Source organism: Marinilabilia rubra, from assembly GCF_003121985.1.
Classification (GTDB): Bacteria; Bacteroidota; Bacteroidia; order Bacteroidales; family Marinilabiliaceae; genus Marinilabilia; species Marinilabilia rubra.
This window is the reverse complement of sequence record NZ_QEWP01000005.1, coordinates 180,776-198,276: the sequence shown is the minus strand read 5'-3', so window position 1 is coordinate 198,276 and position 17,501 is coordinate 180,776. Positions and strand designations below refer to the sequence as shown.

13 protein-coding genes are annotated in these 17,501 nt (G+C 41.6%); 3 read left to right on the top strand and 10 right to left on the bottom strand.

The features are described from left to right. Positions 1-398 precede the first annotated feature (398 nt). Positions 399-1,040, bottom strand: a complete 642-nt coding sequence (locus tag DDZ16_RS08365; RefSeq protein ID WP_109263997.1) for a Crp/Fnr family transcriptional regulator — start codon at positions 1,038-1,040, stop codon at positions 399-401. A 1,049-nt stretch (positions 1,041-2,089) separates the two neighbouring features. Continuing rightward, entirely contained in the window at positions 2,090-2,482 is a 393-nt protein-coding gene (locus DDZ16_RS08355; RefSeq protein WP_109263995.1) for a hypothetical protein, read from the bottom strand. 394 nt (positions 2,483-2,876) lie between these two features. Between DDZ16_RS08355 and DDZ16_RS08350 the strand changes: the two genes are divergently transcribed. Next, complete coding sequence (locus DDZ16_RS08350; RefSeq protein ID WP_109263994.1) at positions 2,877-5,939, top strand: hybrid sensor histidine kinase/response regulator; 3,063 nt, start codon at positions 2,877-2,879, stop codon at positions 5,937-5,939. Between the two features lie 488 nt (positions 5,940-6,427). Next, positions 6,428-7,384 carry an AEC family transporter gene (locus DDZ16_RS08340; RefSeq protein WP_109263992.1) on the top strand — a complete coding sequence of 319 codons (957 nt, stop codon included), beginning with the start codon at positions 6,428-6,430 and terminating at the stop codon, positions 7,382-7,384. 1,028 nt (positions 7,385-8,412) lie between these two features. Here DDZ16_RS08340 and DDZ16_RS08335 read toward each other — a convergent pair. Further along, positions 8,413-9,600, bottom strand: coding sequence for an RtcB family protein (locus tag DDZ16_RS08335; protein WP_109263991.1), 1,188 nt, complete (start codon positions 9,598-9,600; stop codon positions 8,413-8,415). A gap of 219 nt (positions 9,601-9,819) precedes the next feature. Here DDZ16_RS08335 and DDZ16_RS08330 point away from each other — a divergent pair, with 219 nt between their 5' ends. Continuing rightward, on the top strand, positions 9,820-10,125 hold the full coding sequence (locus tag DDZ16_RS08330) for a hypothetical protein (protein ID WP_146192213.1): 306 nt from the start codon (positions 9,820-9,822) through the stop codon (positions 10,123-10,125). Positions 10,126-10,177: 52 nt separating this feature from the next. Here the strand turns inward: DDZ16_RS08330 and DDZ16_RS20845 are convergent, their stop codons facing one another. The 7 genes from DDZ16_RS20845 to DDZ16_RS08295 form a co-directional block, all read right to left on the bottom strand. Continuing rightward, entirely contained in the window at positions 10,178-11,764 is a 1,587-nt protein-coding gene (locus DDZ16_RS20845; protein WP_198416690.1) for a DUF1186 domain-containing protein, read from the bottom strand. A 162-nt stretch (positions 11,765-11,926) separates the two neighbouring features. Further along, the gene (locus DDZ16_RS08320) at positions 11,927-12,787 is read right to left on the bottom strand and encodes a protoheme IX farnesyltransferase (RefSeq protein WP_158275632.1); all 861 of its coding nucleotides are present in this window, start codon (positions 12,785-12,787) and stop codon (positions 11,927-11,929) included. Positions 12,788-12,871: 84 nt separating this feature from the next. Continuing rightward, on the bottom strand, positions 12,872-13,789 hold the full coding sequence (coxB, locus tag DDZ16_RS08315; protein WP_109263988.1) for a cytochrome c oxidase subunit II: 918 nt from the start codon (positions 13,787-13,789) through the stop codon (positions 12,872-12,874). 18 nt (positions 13,790-13,807) lie between these two features. Then, positions 13,808-14,092, bottom strand: a complete 285-nt coding sequence (locus tag DDZ16_RS08310) for a cytochrome C oxidase subunit IV family protein (protein WP_109263987.1) — start codon at positions 14,090-14,092, stop codon at positions 13,808-13,810. A gap of 244 nt (positions 14,093-14,336) precedes the next feature. After that, on the bottom strand, positions 14,337-14,951 hold the full coding sequence (locus DDZ16_RS08305; RefSeq protein WP_109263986.1) for a cytochrome c oxidase subunit 3 family protein: 615 nt from the start codon (positions 14,949-14,951) through the stop codon (positions 14,337-14,339). Between the two features lie 12 nt (positions 14,952-14,963). Then, positions 14,964-16,583 carry a cytochrome c oxidase subunit I gene (locus DDZ16_RS08300; protein ID WP_109263985.1) on the bottom strand — a complete coding sequence of 540 codons (1,620 nt, stop codon included), beginning with the start codon at positions 16,581-16,583 and terminating at the stop codon, positions 14,964-14,966. A gap of 3 nt (positions 16,584-16,586) precedes the next feature. Further along, positions 16,587-17,363, bottom strand: coding sequence for an SCO family protein (locus tag DDZ16_RS08295; protein WP_109263984.1), 777 nt, complete (start codon positions 17,361-17,363; stop codon positions 16,587-16,589). Between the last annotated feature and the right edge of the window lie 138 nt (positions 17,364-17,501).

The following is a 17,501-nucleotide window of genomic DNA, read 5'->3' as shown; positions in this document are numbered from 1 at the left end:
ACACTTTGGAGCTATGAATTGCAATTAAATTCAGTATTGTAACGTGAATTCGGTGTAATGGTTTGGTAATGAGCTTGTAAATTTTATGATCGAGGCTAAGTTGCAGGGTGATAGGTATTTAAATGGGTGGGTCTTATTGGTGATTCAACCAATGCAAAAAAAAAACAGAACCTCTTGGGTGTTGATTATTAACTGCTTGTTTGTAATTTCTGAAATTCCTGTAAGATTACCGGAATATTAGTCCACGAAAATTTCTCTTAAATTGCCCTCATCAATTGATTGAAGAAGCAGGAAACGCATGAAACGGTACCACTTGATTCCCGGGCTATTGTTGAATTTAAAAACGATTTGAAATGAGGAGAATGTTGTTTTGTGGCAGGATTAAGATAGGGAATAGATTACCCCAACCGACTCAATGTTTGCAGAATTTCCAAACTGTTAATGGTCAAGTCACGATCCTCCAAATCAATTATTTTGTCATTCTTAAATTCCATGAGAGTTCTGATAAGACTTTCTTTGGTGGTGCCAACAAACTGGGCCATTTCAGGGCGACTTAAGGGTAGAGTAAAGGAGGGGGATTGTTTATTCAGCTTATAAAAATAGAGAATGGCATCAGCCACTCTTCCGGGTAATCGCTTAATACTTCGAGCGATTAATTGCTTAAGAAGGTATTGATTGGAGTGGGCGATTTTACGGCTGATTTCTTCATTAAAAGAGGGATTGTTATGGTAAAGAGTAAAGAATGTTTGAATAGCAATGTGATGAATTACTGTGTTTTCAATAGCAACAGCAGTGACTGAATGGTTTCGGTTATTAAACACAGAACTGAGTTCAAGGTACTCCCCTTCACCTTGAAGTTGTATTATTAAAGGTTTTGAAGGGGTTTGGTTGCGGCAGACTTTAATCAGACCTTTTATTACGATTTTCACCTGATTTATGGGTGAATCCTCTTTAAAAATTACCTCTCCCTTTTTATATGAAAGCGTGTAAACGGCGTTGTCATATATCTTTTTCCCTTCAGGGGTTAAAAGTTCTGTCATAGGTTAAGATTCCTTCTTTTTATGGTTTTTAAATGTATGGGAGAATGGACCAATTTCCCGATTGTTTTGTAAACCCCATAATTCCTCTGTTTATTTATGCCTCCGGATTAATATATTGTTGGTTCTCTAAAATTTTAATGAACAAACTCATTGTTCGTTTTGTGATTAGTTGGTTGATTTTTTGAAATATAGCAAAAAATAATAATTATTCAGGTCTTACTGCTTCAAATTTCGATCCAGGCGTTGAGGAATGTTTGAAATAAGATGAAGCGGATTTTAGTTTTTTAACGTGACAAAAAAAGCATCATTTTTGGCCTGGGGGGGTATTGTTAAATAGAGGCTGCTGAAAAAGTCAAAAGGGGCGAGACAGGCTGCGCAGGCTTTTCCTGTTTTTGTTCATGATTTTGCATACTTTAATAAGTAATCACGATTTCCGCTTAGCTCCAATTCTGCAGCAAAAAAAAAAGAAACAAAAAATGCCGTCGCTTAAAGAATCCCGAAATAAGTTTTTGTTGCTTTTGCCTTTTGGGGCAAAAGCTTATAAAACTATAATCGGGAAAAAATCAGAATATTTTCCTGAAATCCGGAAACTCTCCCGATTTAAGTTTTGTAAGGATTTTGGTACTCAAAAACCAACAAAAACTAATCTCGGGATCAACCAGTCCGGATTTATATCATTAACGTGCTTGTTTTCAAAGATATTCGATGAGCTCGCAAGTTCGTTTCTTAACGGAAAACATTCTGATTTTCTAAACGAGATTGTCTTGATGCGAAATGTAAGCCCCAGCGTTTGCCAATCATACAGAAAAACATACTATTCGGTCGATTGACCACCAGAATAAATGTTTTCTCCGGACATCAGTGATACATTATATTGAATAAAGGATAGTGTTTGTAGACTTTTGTCCGGGGGGGGTTGTTGAAAACTGTTTGGTTGCAGTTGGTTTTTAGTTTGTTTGTCAGAAGAAAAAGTTAGGAAATGATTCGCACAGCCAAAAGCAAAAGAAAGCATGAGGAGCCCGGCCGGGTGCGAATTGAAGTTTGTCCTTTTAAAGCACCTTGTTTAGATGCTGTATTTCCTGTTTTAGTGCTCCGATTTCACGATTCAGTGTTTCTATTCTGCGGTCCTTTTCCCGAATAATATTGGCCAATAACTGGTAGGTTCTGTGTTGAGAGGTTTCATCGGAATGGGTGGAAAGTAATATTTCCTGGTGGTCCGATGGCCGGAACATTGGGCCTTTGCCCATGATGAGGTAATCCGGGCTAAGCTCGGGAAATGCGTTAAGGATTTTTTCGATACTGTCCGAATGAAATCCTTTTCTGGTCCTTCTGGCTTTTCCGAGCATGCCAACCGATAACCCCGCAATTTTGGTGAGTTGATTGTTGTTAAGGTTTTTGGTCGCCATAAACTCCTCTATACGATCTATAATTTGATTTGACATATTGAAAAACGGCGTTTTAATGGTTGTTATTAAGGTTTTTTTCTATATATTTTGAGTGGGTTTAAACTAAAGATAATTCATATTCTTTGTTTTTCTGTCATCAATCAATGTATTTTGCTTGATCGTTTATTGGGTTTGGTAATCAGGTGTTTAGAAAAATTGTTTGGGTGAGGATTACGGTTTTAAAAAACTCCAATGGATAAGTCGGGTAAAGAAATGGTCATTAGAATTATAGAAAAAAGGAGTTTTTTGAAACAAAATTCAATATTCTTTAGTAATTTATTAAAAATGGTTTCAAATTATTTTCTGACACACGTAGTGGCAGTTTAAAAGTCAAAATGCTTTTTGCCATCAGGTTAAAAAACTTAGATTTTTCTTTTTTTAGATACCAACTATGCAAGAAAATAATCGCCTCTTTTTTCAGGCTTTATTAAAAAATGACCTTTTAGGGTGTGTTTTTGTTGATTCTAACCTTAATGTGTTAGATTATAACAAGTTGGCCGGAGATGAAGTTCAAATGATTTTTGGAAAAGAAATCCAAAAAGGTCAAAATCTTCTGGATTTTGTTTTTGAAAAGGATCGGCAGAATTTTTTAAACCATTTCAATCAATGTCTCGCAGGGGAAAAAATTACTGTAGAACAAGAGATAAATCAATCGGCTGATGGGTTAAAGCATTGGTTTTCTGTTCAGTTCATCCCATTGGTTGGTGAGCATGGAGAAGTTGATGCAGTATGTCTGGCAACCGCAAAGATTGATAAGCAAAAGCAGTATCTGAATAAACTACAAAAGAATGAAAAAGTTTACCGGTTGGTGGCTGATAATGCCTCCGATGTAATTTGGCGGATGAATGATCATTTAGAATTTGAATATGTCAGCCCTTCGGTGGAAAAAGTATTAGGTTATTTCCCAGAAGAAGTTTTAAATCTTGGGATTAGGGAATTTTGTCTTCCCGATGATTTTGAGCGGGTAATGGAACTCGCCAATTCAGAAATCAGTCAGTTTATGAAAGGCCACGGTTCAGGAAATCGTGAGATTTCGATTGAGATTGGACTCAGGAATAAAAAGGGAAAAACCATTGCATCCGAAATTACAGCTCGCATTTTTAAAGATCCTTCTTCGAAAAAGGGTTTTTATGTGGAAGGAATTACCCGGGAGGTTTCCCACAGGAAAAAGATGGAAAAAGAAATCCAGCGCTCTCAACAAAAATTTGCCGATCTGATATCTCAAATATCCAGCATTGCTGTTCAGGGCTATAAACCCGACGGAACGGTGGTTTTCTGGAATAAAGCCAGCGAAAATCTTTATGGCTACCGGGCAAAAGAAGCGATCGGAAGGAATCTTCTGGATTTGATAATTCCTCCCCAATTGAGGGAAGATGTAAGGCAGGAAATAGAAAAAATGACCCTGACCGGTGAAATTCTTGATCCGGAAGAGCAAAACCTTATTCGTAAGAATGGAACGTTTGTCCCGGTGCTTTCAAGTTATATAGTGTTGAACGTCGGGAATGGTGAAAAGGAGCTCTATTGTCTGAATGTCGATCTTACACGCCAAAAAGAGGCTGAGAAGGAATGGCGGAAGCTGTCACGGGTAGTTGAGCAAAGCCCTGATTCAATAATAATAACAGATACAGATGGCCTGATAGAATACGTTAACCCCCAGTTTTTCAGGTCGACCGGGTATGCATTTGATGAAGTGATTGGTCAGTCACCTGGGATTTTGAGTTCCGGTCAGACACCTCCGGAGTTGTACCATGATTTATGGTCAACATTGAGAAAAGGAGACGTCTGGAATGGAGAATTTATTAATTCCAAGAAAAATGGGGAGTTGTATTATGAGTCGGCTGTGGTATTCCCAATTTCTGAGGAGGGTGTTGTTTGTCATTATGCTTCAGTAAAAAAAGATATAACCAAAGAAAGGCAGGCGCTTAAGGCATTGAGAGATAGTGAACTTAAATTTCGTCAGCTGGCCGAGAATATAGACCAGATTTTTTGGTTGCATACTAACCGGAAAATTCTTTACATAAGTACTTCTTTCGAGAAAATTTTTGGTATCCCGATATCTGTTATTTACAAAGATCCTTTTTCTTTTTTGGACGTTGTGATACCGGAGGATTTACCTCTGGTGAAAAAAATGGTGCAGATGGAAGAAGCCTTTTCTAATGAGCCCTTCACCTTTGAGTTCCGTATAAGACGGCCGGATGGGACTTTAAGATGGATTCAAACACATACCTACCCGGTTCCGGAAATCGATGGTTTAAAGAAAAGGGCCGGACTATCAAGAGATATTACTGAAAGAAAACAATTTGAGCAGGATTTGGTAGATGCTAAGATGCGGGCAGAGAAAAGTGATCAGTTGAAAGAAGCTTTTTTAAGAAATATCTCTCATGAGATTCGTACCCCAATGAATTCTATTCTTGGGTTTTCAGAATTGCTTAGCTTGGGGCAGTTAGAAGAGGGGAAGCAGGAGCAGTACCTGGAAACAATTGTGGGCTCTACCAATAAGTTGTTAGAAATTGTAGATGATATTATGATTATTTCCAAGCTGGAATCAGGAAATTTAATGCTTAATCCCGAAATGGTAGATCCCGTAAAGGTGGTTGATGAATTATTCCTGAAATATTGCAATTCGGGTACCGGACTTGTGTTGATGGAAAAGGAAATATGTCCGGGAGTGCCCCCTGTTTGGGTTGACAGGGCAAGGTTGCTGAGCATCCTGGAAAAGCTAATTGTAAATGCCCTGAAATTTACTTACAAGGGCTCGATAAAGATAGGCTTTAAATGTTTGGATGATGGAATCCGTTTTTTTATAAATGATACAGGGATCGGGATTGAAAAGGGAAATCAGTCCATTATTTTTGAGCCTTTCCGTCAATTAGATGCCAAAGTAAACCGCCGGTTTGAAGGAAACGGATTAGGTCTTACTATTGCCTCAAGAACTGCCCATGTTATGAATACCCAAATAAAGGTTGATTCAGAGCCTTGCAAGGGTTCCTGCTTTTACTTCGATCTGAAATACACCAGGCAAACTGGAGGGATGGAGCTACCCGGTGAACGAAAACAAAGTTTTAAAGATAAGGTAAAGCTTCTTATTGTGGATGATGAAGAACATAATGCTTTTTTTCTAAGCGAGCTTGTCCAGTCAATTTATCCCATCATTGAATTTGATATTTCATTTGCCAAAAATGGAAAACAGGCAGTGGTAAAATGTGCAAAGCCAGAGTCTTTTGATTTGATTTTGATGGATATAAGGATGCCTGAAATGAACGGTTTGGAGGCTACTGACCAAATTAAGAAAATCAAACCCAATGTGCCGGTTATTGCTCAAACTGCCCTGGTTTCTGAAGAGGACTTTAAACGAATTCAAAATGCCGGTATTGATGCCTGTATCTGCAAGCCCATTTGGCGCGATAAATTGAAAGGGGTATTGGACCGGTTTTTGAAAAAGAGCACTGACTAACAGGAAATGGTTAAATAATTTTTCATCAGGTATGTTCTTGTCTGTATTTTTTTCCTGGTGGATGGGAGTGACGGATTTTTTTTCGTCGCTCCTTTTTGCCTGTGGTGGGCTCCGCTGAATTTTCTTTTGGAACAGGGCGCGCTGAAAAAGCTATCGCAGCTGTAAAACAGATTGTTAATATGAATGGGGCATTGCTTTGGGGTAAAGATGTTTTACAAAACCAACGATTTTGTTTGCCCTTGAAAGTACTAATATTGCTAACCAAAAGAACAAAATTTACTTCACCGACATAATCTCGAAGCATTTAAAAACTCCTTCGATCTGTTAGCTTGTAAATTTTGCCCTTTTGACTTTTTCAGCTGGCGGAGATATAGAAACGTTAGAAATGGAAGTGGTTGTTGGAAACAGAAGGCAATCATGTGAGTTATGGACAGAGGTAAAAAGCCACAATTTCGTTACTTTTGCCTGCTCATTTCAAAAACGAACCTATGCATTCACAAGTAATCGTTGAACAAATCATAATTGCCGGAATAATTGTTTTGGTGGGAGCGCTGGGTAGTTGGGCCAAAATTATTAATGAGCAAGCCAAGCAATCCATTTCAAAAGTGGTGTTTAACATCTCTCTACCATTGCTTATTATGACTACCTTCCTGGAAATGGACATAAGCCGGAAGATTTTGGTTGATGGTTTTTGGGCACTTATTTTCTCATTGCTGGCCTTTCTGCTGATGTATACTGTCGGTAAGCTAACCTCACGTCTGTTTAATCTTCCTGAAAAAAGTGCCGCTGTACATGAAGTGCACACCATGTTTGGCAACATTGTTTTTCTTGGTTTTCCGCTAATCGCAGCTTTATATCCTCAAAAGGAGGGAATTTTCTTTGCCACTATTTTTTACATGGTTACTTCAGCGTTGCAGTGGACCTACGCTGTTTTTCGCCTTAAGGGTGAAGGAAATACCACTTTAAGAGAGCGCATCAAACCTCTGTTAAATCCCAATACCGTAGCTTTTTTGTTGGGACTGATATTTTTCTTTTTGCAATTGGACTTTCCTGATACTCTCCAAACACCACTGAAAAGTATCGGGAGTATAACCGGTCCTTTGGCACTGATGTATGTTGGGGCTTCTTTAGCCGGAACCAAAATAAAAGGTATTTTGGGACGGTATGATCTTTATGCCCTCAGTGTTAATAAACTTCTGCTGATTCCGTTTTTGTTATTGCTGATCATTAATTTTGTTGTGGCTCAATTTCAACTTGAGCTAAGTGAAATGGCACAAACCGTTATTGTTCTGCAAGCCGCAATGCCTTGTATGAGTATGATTGTTATTATGGCCAAAAACTACAATGCTGCCGATGATCGCGCCTCAGAGAATGTTTTTCTTACTACGGTTTTGAGTCTTTTTACGTTGCCGCTTGTTTACTTTTTATCGACGGTGGTTTTATAATGAGAGAATGAGAGAATGAGGGAATGGGAGAATGAGAGAATGATTGAATGAGAGAATGAAGGGAACGGCCTTCTCTCGTCAGCAGGGGCGTACGGGTATAAATCAATCGTGCCTGAGAGCTGAAGAAGGGTGGGCCAGACTGACTGTCCTGCAGCATTGGGTTAGGTTCGCAGGTTTGCTACCACCGTTTTACTTCCTTTGAAGATGATTGGCCTGCTACGACTCCACCTCTTTCCCAAGAAAAAATTAGCCAGACAACATCTCACCCCTTTGTCTTTCAACCATCCAACTCTTTTCCACTATGGTACGATTGGTGCCGAATTAGAGTTTCTAAACAAAGAGCAGTCAGGAATTCAGCATAAAAGGTTGTAATAGCTCTTTACCAGGAAACTCTTTATCGGGATCAATTACTCGTCCCCACAATCAGGCCGCACAGCCTCTCGTGAACCAAGCCGCGCCCGGCCAAGCCCACTGCCAAAGCTTGCTTTCCACTATGGTACGATTGGGGGCTTTAGGCATAGGATTGTTACCGCATTGTCCTGAATTTCAATTCCACAATGGTACGATTGGTAGCCGTCAATTATTGCCAAAAAAACACCCAAATAAAGGCGTTTGAGAAGAATAAAGGCCAGCGTTAGAGTGTTGAAAAGTTGTCGATGTCTGATGCTAAGAATATACCCGGCCTTCGACAATGTTGGTTAAGTTGTTTATTCCCGGTAAGTCAAAGAGCTGGTGAAGGGCAAAGTACCTCGTTTTATGTTTTCTCTATTGCCGTTTTTAGGGAGGTCGACGCCCCTTGTAGTTTAAATGCCTTTGTTTTTAGAGATTTAATCAGTGCAATCAACATGAGAGGATCTTCACATAAGTCATAAAGATAATTAAAGTGAGCGAAAGAAAATGAATTTGTCCCCAACGAGGGTGGGAAAGTCCAATCGTATCAGCGTAGGGCTGTGCTGCAGGGCACACCGGTTGGCACTTGTGGGACGGAGCATCTGACCGATAGACACTTGCAGGAACCTTGCCGCTTTTTAATGCGCCTTAAAGTTATACAGCGGCTTAAGAATGTCAATCACCTTCACTGTATCGGTAATTGCTTCTTTAATCTCGTTCATAGATTTGTAGGCATGTGGTGCTTCGTCGAGCGTAGCTGTCGAAACCGATGTGGTGTAAATGTCTTTCATCGAGTTTTTAAAGGTATCCATGTCGAGCAAATCTTTGGCTTTGCGGCGACTCATCAACCGGCCGGCACCATGAGGGGCAGAAAAATTCCAGTCCTCATTGCCCTTTCCAATGCAGAGCAGAGAACCATCGCGCATATTAATGGGAATAAGCAATGTTTCTCCCTTTTCAGCCGAAACGGCGCCTTTTCTAAGGATCCTGCGTTTAAAGTCGATGTAATTGTGAATGGTTTCAAACCTGGAGATTTCGCTCAATCCTGCTTCCTGCAGAATGATCTCTGCCATGGTTTCCCTGTTAGCAGAAGCATATCTTTGAACAATGGCCATGTCGTTCATGTAATCGTCAAAATCAGCTCCCGTGAGGAATGCCAGATCTTTATCAATCTCCGGCTTTTTTAGCATCATCAGTTCCCTGGAGATATCTTTTTCTTTGCCTTTTTTCTTCAGCTCTTTGATTAGTTTCTTTTTCGCCTTTTTCGTCTCTGCGGTGTCTCCAATGGCTTTATTCTGATAATATCTGCATGTATCGGTTCCCAGTTTGCGGCTGCCCGAGTGGATGATGAGGTAAACATTGCCTGAGGCATCTGCCCGGCTTACTTCAATGAAATGATTGCCACCTCCCAGAGACCCGATGGAGTGGTTGGCCCTGCTTAAATCAACGTGATCTTTACATCTTAATCCGGAAAAGTCAAACTTCTTTTGTATGGTTTCATGAATTTTGGTTCCACCCGGTACTTTTGTCCTGATAATGTTATCCAGTCTGGCGAAGTCGATGTCATTGTTATTGAGTTTTATGGTGAGCATGCCGCATCCAATATCCACGCCTACCAGGTTGGGGGTAATCTTATCCGTAATGGTCATGGTGGTGCCAATGGTGCACCCCTTGCCGGCGTGGGCATCCGGCATAATGCGTACTCTGGCATTTTTGTAAGCATCGGAATTTATCAGCTTCTTTATCTGGCCAAGAGCTTCATCCTCCAGAGTGTTTGCAAATATCAAGGTCTGGTTTCCAATGTTGTTTTTGAGTGCAACTGTCATTGACTTTTAGATTTTTGCTGATTACGGCTTTTCTTTTGCAATATGCAACATAAATCATAAATATCGCAAGGCGCAAAGAATTGACCGAAATGCTGTTGTTGACAGGGATGTTTTTTAACAGAATAAGCGAAATGTTTTTTCAATTGTTTTGTGCCTCTGCAACTAATGGATGTGAAGGCGTTCAAATATGAAATGGAGCGCTGTTAATGGTGCAATAAAATGATTAAACGCACAATGCATATTATAAGGAAGTTTTTGGGTTGCGGAGTAAAAAGTGTCTCTGAGGTTGTTGAAGTGAACTCCCCGACAGAATTGCCCGTTGATCATGGGGAGCCGGATCTTCGTCAGTTTTCGTATATGGCAGGTGCTTTTACCAGTAAGCAGTACCGGTATTTCCCGGCAAAGGAATACAATGCGATGCCGGAATTCAGCTCTGATGTTTTGGCGTATACCCATATTGAGGATGAACTTCTCAAAGACCTGGGGCTTTCGAGGCCTGAAAAGGATGGATCCAAATCCCTTTGATTGGATGGGGTTAACCCGGATGCACTTTCCTTGCATCCGGGATTGAGAAGTATTAGTTATTCAAACAACATTTCTTATACTTTTTACCACTGCCACACGGACATAGATCATTTCTGCCAATTTTAGGGTCTTTCCTTGTTGGTTCAACTATATCTTCCGGCACAAAGAAATCCTCAGGATCCTCAGGTTTTTCAAAAGGAAGTGGCGAAAGGGGTTGAAAATTGTCCAGAATATCTACGTATTGTTCATAAATGGAGCCAATTTCTTCCGGTTCAACATCAATATCCTCTAAAGCTAAAAAGTCCTCCAAAACTTCTTCTTCACTGCCACAAAATCCCTCAGCTACCAGACCTTCTGCAAAAAGCTTTTTGATGGAAGGAATCATATCAGTGGCTCCAATATCCATAAGGTCGCAAATCATTGAAGCATTGAGCTCACTGTCCAGTATGTTGTCTTTTTTGCTGCATGTTAAATAAAACTCAAATACCTCGTTGAACCATTCAAGGACTTCTTCTCTGCGTTCAGGCTGCTGACGGGCAATTTGAGCAACCATTCGGGAGATGGTAGTTTTGCAATGGGTATATACTCCTGGTTTTTGCATAAACTCCTTTAGCCGGGGCAATTGTTGATTGGCCGTTTTGTAAAGGGGTTCCCAAACCATCTCGGTAAGTATGTCACCAAAGAAAGTGTTAAGGAATAGTTGAGATTGAGAAAAGGTTTCAAAAAAGAGGTCAATCCCCTTTTCCTCTTTTATCTCACCCAGTATAAAAAGAGCGTGAAGTACAAAGTCTGTCTTAAATTCATTATCATCACCATTCTCATAAAAAAAATTAAGACGGGCAATTCCATCATTAATTACTTTTTCGAGATCCTCCATTAATGTTTTACGCGGAAAGTCAATGATGGCTTTTAAATCATCGTGCGCAATGTCAAATCCGTTGTCGTACAATGCCTGTATTTCGGGATGGTTGAACTCCGGAGGGTGTGTTTCAGTGTCTTCTTCAGGTGCAGGTGTTACTTCTACCGAAATATTTTGTTTTTCGTATTCACCCTTAAGCATTAATGCCGCTTTTAAATTGGTTCTCAACATAAAATTATCTGCTAACTCGGCATCGGGAGAGTCGGGTGCTATTTCCATTAGTATGTCGTGCTTTTCCCTTGCTTTGTCCGGTTGATCGGTCAGACAATAGTAAATTATGCTGGCAGCCAGCATAGAAGTAACTTCTTTGATGTGAAAAACCTGCCTTTCGGGATACAAGGCTTTTAAGTCGAAGGATTCTCCAAGAACATCCGGAACTAATTCAAACTTTTTTTCATTTATGTATTTTGTTGCCAAACCTATCTTTCCAAAGAAATAATCGGGATGCTTTGAAATTATTTCATTCAGCACTTCTTCGGCTTTATCCGGTTGATCGGTATTTGTATAGAGCACCTGCAGGTGGTTCTTAAGTAGCGGTACGTCAGGGTATTGATCGATGAGTTTTAGCAATGTGGGGATGTAATATTTCTTCCCCTTAATTGCTTTTCTGTGAATTTTATCTAATTGCGGACTTAGAGAGTCCGGCACAGGATGAATTACATCGGGCTCATCAGGGGAGTCGGTCAGGTAAAAGCCAAGTTCTTCGTTATATACTTTCATTTTTCGAGGTTGTTTAATGTTGCCCCAAAACTAGGAATAGATTTTGAAATAATAAACGAAGTGGATGTTTTAGAAACCAAAAGATTGCCGGGTCTTTTGATTGAAGATAAATGGGACTTTATGGACACACACAAAGTAATAACAAAGTCGAAAACTCTTTTTCTAAAGAGACCCAATCATCACAAACAAAATCAACACAATGGCCATGAACGAATTTATGGTAATGAAAGCTGAAAGGATGTTTTCGGGCCGGCCAAACAGGAAGCGGTAAAAAATGATGATGAAAAAAAGATTGAGGGCAAAAAGAAACATCACCAGTGCCAGAGGTATAACCAGCCCAAACAGGGGAAACGACAATAGAAAGACGGAAGTGGTGGTTGCCCACGCAAATACGATGATTTTTAAACTTGCGGGCTTAAAGTGTTTAGAAATGGTAGAGAATCCTGCTTTTTCATAATCTTTCCCGTACATGATCATCAGCAACCAAAAATGTGGCACCTGCCAAAGAAACATGAATGAAGCCAAAAATAAGATGTGTGGATGAACCAGCGAACCTCCTGATACGCTCCATCCCATAAGTGGCGGAATGGCGCCGACCAATGCTCCGGGCAGTATGCTCAGGGGTGTTTTTGTTTTAAGGGGGGTGTAGAGCCCATTGTAAAGGAGAATGTTGAAAAGACCCAATACCATGGTTGCGGCTTGCAATTGCCACAACACCAGACTGCCGGCAATAATGATGGAGGTAGCAATAAACAGGGCCTCCAACGGTAGAACTAACCCCGACGGAATCGGGCGCAAGCGGGTGCGTTCCATCCTTCCATCCAGATGACGTTCCTGGTATTGATTCAGAGCGGATGAACCTGCGGCCAGCAGAAATACTCCTGATGCCAGTACTAACAAGGAAGAAACTTCTGCCTCGCCTGTGAATAAGTATCCGGTTATGGCCGAAAAGGTTACCAAAAGCGACAGCCGGAGTCTTACCAGTTGCAGAAGAACCGTAATGTTTTTTGAACTATGCGACATATTGTACCTCATTCTCTCATTCATTCCCTCATTCTCTCATTCTCTCATTCATTCATTCTCTCATTCATTCATTCATTAATTAATTCACTCCAACTCCTTCAAATAGTCAATCATCAGGTCGGCTTCTTCTCCGGTAACAGTGCCCTCGTACGATTGCATCAATCCTTTGTTAAATCCTTTTACCAGCTGTTCATCGGGTTCATAAATGGACCGTTTCAGATATTCTTCATCTGCCACAATGGTGATTTCTTCGTTGGAGTCCACAACCACCCGTTCACTGTTGTAAACACCCTTGAAGGAGGGGCCTACCAGTTTGCTGCCATCCAGGGAGTGACAGGCCAGACAGCCCGTTTCACGCAGCAATACCAATCCTTCAGGATCGGGGATGTCACCCGTGGCTTCCAGATTGGCCAGCCAGTCTTCGTACTCCTCTTCGGCCAAAACACGTGTTTTAGATACCATGGAGGAGTGAAGCAAACCGCAATATTCGGTACATAATATTTCGTAATCGCCAATGTAGTATGGGGTAAACCACAGGTAGTTGTCGTATCCGGGTACCACATCTTCTTTTACCCTGAAAGCAGGAATAAACAAACTGTGGTTAACGTCCTCTGATTTAAGATTAAGTCGCACCGGTTTATTCACCGGGATGACCAGCTCTTTAGCTACTTTTCCGTCGCCATAATCAAATTCCCATTCCCACATTCGGCCGATCGCGGTAATTTCCAGTGCATCCTTCGGAACTTTGCGCATGGGAGCAAATCCCACCCAACCGTAGTAAAACATTAGTATCACCAGAATCAGGGGAATGACTGTCCAGATAACTTCCAGTTTGATGTTCCTGGAAAACTGCATTGCAGGTTTGCCTTTGCTGCGTTTGTATTTTACGACAATGTAGATCATGAAGGCAGTGATGCCAACAATAAAAACAAAGGCTACAGCGAATATGAAAAAAAAGGCATTGTCAACGCCTTGCGCCAGATTTGATGCTCCGTCAAACATAGACTTAGGTTTATGAGGTTATCTCAATAAGTAATCGATAAATGTGATGATAATGACCAGTGCAAAAAGTAAGAATACGCCTCCTACCATAAGTTTCAGGATGCGGCTCTCGAATTTGAGGTGCATAAAATAAGTCAGAACGGTTGCCCCTTTGATGGCGGCTACCAATAATGCAACGCCCACCGACAGAGTGCCAAAGTTAAAGTTGGTGATCCATACCGACAAAGCCGTCAAGCTTAAAAGGGCTACCAGCACCCCAAGGAGTGAATTATAGCTTAATATGTGATGTCCGGGTTTTTCCATGATCAGAAAACAATTAGCATTGAACAATTATCAATAAACAATTAATGGTGAATTCCCTCATTCCCTCATTCTCTCACTCCCTCACTCCCTCATTCCCTCATTCCCTCACTCCCTCATTCTCTCACTCCCTCATTCTCTCACTCCCTCATTCTCTCACTCCCTCATTCTCTCACTCCCTCATTCTCTCACTCCCTCATTCTCTCATTCCCTCATTCCCTCACTCCCTCACTCCCTCATTATATCATTACGTCACCAGATAAAGCAACGGGAACAGGAATATCCAGATCAGATCTACCAGGTGCCAGTAGAGTGCCCCGTTCTCCAGTAACAGGTAGCTTTCTGAGGTTATTTGTTTTGACCTCACTTTAGCTGCTGTGATAGTTAGTAAGATCATTCCTATAAGTACGTGCAGAGCATGGAGTCCGGTGGTCATGTAATACAATCCGAAAAACAGCAATTCTCCTCTTTCCATATTTTCCAGAACAGGGGAGCCCGGATAAATTTTTAACTCCAGTTTGTGACTCCATTCAAAGTATTTGTTGACCATAAACAGGCCGGCCAGCAAAATAGTGGTCACAAGTAAAAGCAATGCTTTACCCGATTCTTTTCGCCGAATTGCCGTAATAGACATGGCCACCGTCATGCTGCTGATGAGTAGAATGACCGTGTTGAGGGTACCAACAAAGGCATCCAGCTCTTCGGCACCCCGGTGAAAATCGGCTGAATAGGTTGCCCTGAGTACAGCATAAACCAGAAAGAGACCGCCAAAAAGAAACAATTCGGTGAATAGGAATATCCACATGCCCAGTTTTCCGGCTTCATGTTCTCCCTGATGTTGTTGTATCGTCGTTTCTGCCATAATAAAATGGGTTTAGTCATTCTCCTTCTTGAAGAGATATGGGGGATGTTTGATTTCAGGTATGGTTTCAAAATTTTCGTGTGTGGGCGGCGATTCGATTTGCCATTCCAGAGTAACGCCTTTCCACGGATTGGCTGTGGCCCAGGGACCTTTACGCCGAGACCGTACAAGGTTGTATAGCATCAGAATCAATCCTGCAAACAGGATGAATGCACCAATGCTGGAAACAAAGTGACCGGTTTCGAACTGTGGTAAATAGTCGAAGTAACGTCTTGGCATGCCTTGCAGTCCGATGATGAAAAGCGGGAAGTACAAAACATTAAATCCAACAAACAGGATTCCCCATGCAATATTGGCCAGTTTAATGTTATACATCCTCCCGTACATTTTGGGAAACCAGTAGTGAATGCCGGCAAAGAAGGCGAATCCCATTCCGCCAAAGATGATGTAGTGGAAGTGGGCAACCACAAAACTGGTATCGTGCAAGTGAACATTGGTGGCAAGTGATCCTAATGCCAACCCGGTAAAACCACCGATCATGAACAGGAAGATGAACGATATGGCGTAAAGCAAAGGTGGTTTGAGGTCAATAGAACCGCCATACATGGTGGATACCCAGTTGAATACTTTAATGGCACTGGGCACTGCCACAATGAAGGTGAGGAATGAAAAGAACCATCTCGACCAGTAACTGATGCCCGAGGTAAACATGTGATGCCCCCATACAAAGTAGCCCACCAGTGCGATGGCCAGACTGGATATGGCAATGGCGGTGTATCCGAATACAGGTTTTTGACTGAATGTGGGGAATATCTCTGTTACTACCCCCATGGCAGGCAATATCATTACATACACCGCCGGGTGGGAGTAGATCCAGAACAGATGCTGGAAAAGAAGCGGATCGCCACCCAATGCGGGATCAAAGAAGCCTATGTTGAGGGTGCGCTCGGCAATTACCAGCAGCAGTGTAATCCCGATGATGGGGGTGGCCAGTACCTGAATCCAGGCTGTGGCATAGAGCGACCAGGGGAACAGTGGCATTTTAAACCAGCCCATTCCCGGAGCGCGCATTCTGTGAATAGTTACAATGAAGTTCAATCCCGTGAGAATGGAGGAGAATCCCAATATGAATGCCGCTGTGAGGGCAAACAGTACATTGGTGGCCGACTCGGCACTGTAAGGAACGTAGAAAGTCCAGCCGGTATCGGGTGCGCCTCCGCCCACAAATTGAGAGAGTACACCCATGATGGCACCGATTACATAAATGTACCACGAAAGCAGGTTGAGTTTCGGGAAGGCCACATCTTTGGCCCCAATCATTATGGGCAGAAAAAAGTTGCCAAAGACAGCTGCCAGTCCTGGTATCACTATTATGAAGATCATGATGATGCCATGGATGGTGAAAACCCCGTTGTAGGTTTGGGCATCCATGATGTCAGCCCCGGGGGCCATTTTTTCTATGCGCATTAGTAAACCCAATACTGCAGCTACCAAAAAGAAGACAATGATGGTATTCATGTACAGCAGGCCAATGCGTTTATGGTCGGTGGAAAGGAGCCAGGAGAGAATTCCTTTGAAACGGCCCTCATTCTCCAGATAACTGGTGTGGGTGTATTTATTGGTTTGGTCCATAGTTTATGATTGCTTAGCGGTTCTTCTTTTTCCTTTGATTAAAAGAATGGTGAGTGCAATGAGTATGATGCCCAGAATAAGGCCCCCTACAATACGGGTAATCTGGAGCGAATAACCTTTACTGGCCGGATCGTAAGCGAAACAGTATTCCAGAATCTTGTTGATCGTAGGTCTGGCAATCCCATCCTGAGCTTCAATGACAGCCATTTTCAGATCGAATGGTAAAAAGTTAATGCCATACAGGTATCTGGTAATTTTACCTTCCGGACTGACCAGGATAATAGCTGAGGGATGTGCAAAATCCAATCCCTGGGGTTTGTATTTGAAACCTACGGCTTCAGTAATGGTCAGAATATTCTCCTGTTCGCCAGTTAGGTAAACCCACGCCTCTCGGTTGTCTTTGCTGATATTTTGTACAAAGTTCTTTTTCTTTGTTTTGGCTTTTTCGGGTGTGTCTTTAGTGTTAAAGCTAATGGTGACAACCTGGTATTCTTCTCCAAGCTTCATGTCCATTTTTTCAACTACATCCGAAACACCACTTAGCAGCGGACTGCAAAGGCCGGGACAATCAAAGTAAACGAATGAGAGAACTGTTGGCTTATCAATAATGCTACCAAGGGTAACCGTGTCGTTGGCTTCATTCATAAACTTGAGGTCTAACGGAATGGTATCCCCCAAATGCTCTACAATTCCTACCTCGATGTCTTCGGGGTTAGGAGCCTGAGAGAATGCGTTAAAGTTGAAGAAGGCTAAAAAAAATATGATCAGGATTTGTTTCATAATCTTTGATAATTAATGGCTTAATTGAAGGAGTCAGTCTATTATTCCTTTGTTTGATTATGTCTGATTTGGTTTTACTTGCATCCGGAAAAGGTAATTATCCGGTCTGCCTGGTTTTTTACGCCAGTGAAAAATGCA